The following is a 2,430-nucleotide window of genomic DNA, read 5'->3' on the forward strand; positions in this document are numbered from 1 at the left end:
GGGCCGCGACCAGCGCCGGGACCGCGAGCGCGACGGTGCCGAGCAGCGGCCCGGTCACCAGCGCCGCACCCAGCTCCTCCGCCGCGACGGCCTGGTCCACACAGGTCCCGCCGGCGCCGCCGAGGTCCTCGGGCACCGCGAGGGACAGCGCGCCGAGCTCGGTGCCGAGCCGGGCCCACAGTGCCCGGTCGAACCCGTCGGTGGTGTCGACGAGCCGGCGCAGGGTGGCCTCGTCGTGCTGGCGCTCGGCGAAGCGGTGCAGCGCCGCGCGCAGCTCGCGCTGCTCGTCGGTGACGTCGAACTCCCGGAGCTCCTGCTCAGCCACGGGGGACCTCCTTCCAGGGGCGGTCGGAGTCCGACCGGGGCTCGCCGGGCAGACCCAGCACGCGTTCGCCGAGGATGTTGCGCATGACCTCCGAGGTACCGCCCTCGATGGTGTTCGCGCGCGAGCGCAGGAAGCGCTGCTGCACCGTGGAGTTCGGGTCGGTGTGCACCCGCCCGCGGTCCATCGTCCAGTCGTCGTAGAGCAGCGCGTCCGGGCCGAGCAGGTCCATGCAGAACTCGTAGACGTCCTGGTTCAGCTCGGCGCCGACCAGCTTGGACACCGACCCCTCCGGACCGGGCTGTCCGGCGCTCGCGGTGCGCCGCGCGCGGGCCAGGGTGAGGCGGTGGGTCTCGGCGCGGGTCCACAGTGCCGCGAGCCGGTCGCGCAGCACCGGGGTGTGCCGGTCGGGGTGGGCCCGCCACAGGCCGAGGGCCTCGCCGATGACGCCGCTGCCGCGCCGCCCGGTGACCCCGCCGATGGCGGTGCGCTCGTTCATCAGGGTGGTGATCGCGACCTTCCAGCCGGCGCCGACCTCACCGAGCCGGTGCGCGTCGAGGACCCGGGCGTCGTGCAGGTGGACCTCGTTGAACTCGGCCTGCCCGGTCATCTGCCGTAGCGGGCGGACGTCGACGCCCGGCTGGGTCATGTCGATCACGAAGTAGGTCAGGCCGCGGTGCTTGGGCTGCTCGGGGTCGGTGCGGGCGACGAGCATCCCCCACCGCGCGACGTGGGCCAGGGTCGTCCAGACCTTCTGCCCGTTGACGACCCACTCGTCACCGTCACGGACCGCGGAGGTGGCCAGGCCCGCGACGTCGGAGCCGGCGCCGGGCTCGCTGAACAGCTGGCACCAGATCTCCTCGCCGGTGGCCATCGGCCGGAGCCAGGCCCCGACCCGGTCACGGTCCTGGCCGTACTCGACCACGGTCGGCGCGCCCATGCCGTAGCCGATCGGGTTGACCGCGAACATCCGCTCGCCGCCGGCGTCGGTGACGATCTGGTCGACCACCGGCTGGAGCCCGCGGGACAGCCCGAGGCCGCCGAGCCCCTCGGGGTGGTGCACCCAGGCGAGCCCGGCGTCGTAGAGGGCGCCGAACAGCTCCTCGCGCGGCACCGACAGCGGGTCGTGGGCCTCGACCACCTCCCGGGCGGCCTGTGCCACGCGGGCCGCGTCGGATGCCGGTCGGGTCGTGGTGGGCGAGCTCATCGCACCTCCGGAAGGTGGGCCTGACGGTCGTCGTCGACGTCGCTCCGAACCTAGCCGTCATCAGTTTCGGGGACCACGGTTAACGGTTCCTGGTCCGTGCGCGACATCAGGTTCGTCCGTCCGACGCAGTCCGAACCGCAGGAGCAACGATGCCCGCCACCACCGCCGCCACCCACCGTCCCGCGGCCCCCGTCCTCGACGGGACCGCGCTGCCGGGCTGGGTGCTGCTGCTGATCACCGCCGGGCTGGCCGCCGCCGTCGTCGTGATCATGGTGCTGTCGTACAGCGGGCTGGCCTGACCCATACTCGGGAGTGATGCCCCCACTCCCCGACCTGCCGGTCCGCGCCGTCCTCGACGAGCTGCGGGCGGCGCTGGACGACCGCGGCGGCGCCGTGCTCGTCGCCCCGCCCGGTACCGGCAAGACCACCCTCGTCCCGCTCGCCCTGGCCGGGCTCGACGGCTCCGGCCCGGCACCCGGGGGCACGGTGCTGGTCGCCGAGCCGCGCCGGGTCGCCGCCCGCGCCGCCGCGGCCCGGATGTCGTCGCTGCTGGGGACCGAGGTCGGTGGGCCGGTCGGCTACCGCGTCCGCGGCGACGCCCGCACCGGGCCGGACACCCGGGTCGAGGTCGTCACCTCCGGCCTGCTGCTGCGCCGCCTCGCCGGGGACCCGGAGCTGGCCGGGGTGTCCACCGTCGTCCTCGACGAGGTGCACGAGCGTCACCTCGACGCCGACCTGCTGCTCACCCTGCTGCTCGACGCCCGCGACGGGCTGCGGCCCGACCTGCGGCTGCTCGCCACCTCCGCGACCCTCGACGCGGCCCGCCCCGCCGTGCTGCTGGGCGACGACGACCGGCCCGCGCCGGTGCTGGAGGTCGCCGCCCGCAGCTACGACGTCGCCG

Annotated in this window: 4 protein-coding genes; 2 read left to right on the forward strand and 2 right to left on the reverse strand. The window is 75.3% G+C overall.

Translation table 11 applies throughout. The features are described from left to right. Nucleotides 1-325: acyl-CoA dehydrogenase family protein (locus tag GTW08_RS30680; RefSeq protein WP_161152892.1), on the reverse strand; the 325-nt coding region annotated here is incomplete at its 3' end. Then, on the reverse strand, nt 318-1,529 hold the full coding sequence (locus GTW08_RS30685) for an acyl-CoA dehydrogenase family protein (protein WP_073574543.1): 1,212 nt from the start codon (nt 1,527-1,529) through the stop codon (nt 318-320). The genes GTW08_RS30685 and GTW08_RS30680, both read right to left, overlap by 8 nt. Before the next feature lie 149 nt (nt 1,530-1,678). Between GTW08_RS30685 and GTW08_RS30690 the strand changes: the two genes are divergently transcribed. Further along, nucleotides 1,679-1,828, forward strand: a complete 150-nt coding sequence (locus GTW08_RS30690; RefSeq protein WP_157818196.1) for a hypothetical protein — start codon at nt 1,679-1,681, stop codon at nt 1,826-1,828. Nucleotides 1,829-1,844: 16 nt separating this feature from the next. After that, nucleotides 1,845-2,430 (forward strand): DEAD/DEAH box helicase (locus GTW08_RS30695; protein WP_346010000.1); only part of this gene is annotated, 586 nt, incomplete at its 3' end.

The organism is Pseudonocardia sp. SID8383 (assembly GCF_009864975.1).
GTDB classification, from domain to species: Bacteria; Actinomycetota; Actinomycetes; order Mycobacteriales; family Pseudonocardiaceae; genus Pseudonocardia; species Pseudonocardia alni.

What these genes read in the sequence shown, in the direction of transcription:
- GTW08_RS30685 (WP_073574543.1), bottom strand. Translation starts at nt 1,529, where the DNA reads ATGAGCTCGCCCACCACGACCCGACCGGCATCCGACGCGGCCCGCGTG.
- GTW08_RS30690 (WP_157818196.1), top strand. Translation starts at nt 1,679, where the DNA reads ATGCCCGCCACCACCGCCGCCACCCACCGTCCCGCGGCCCCCGTCCTC.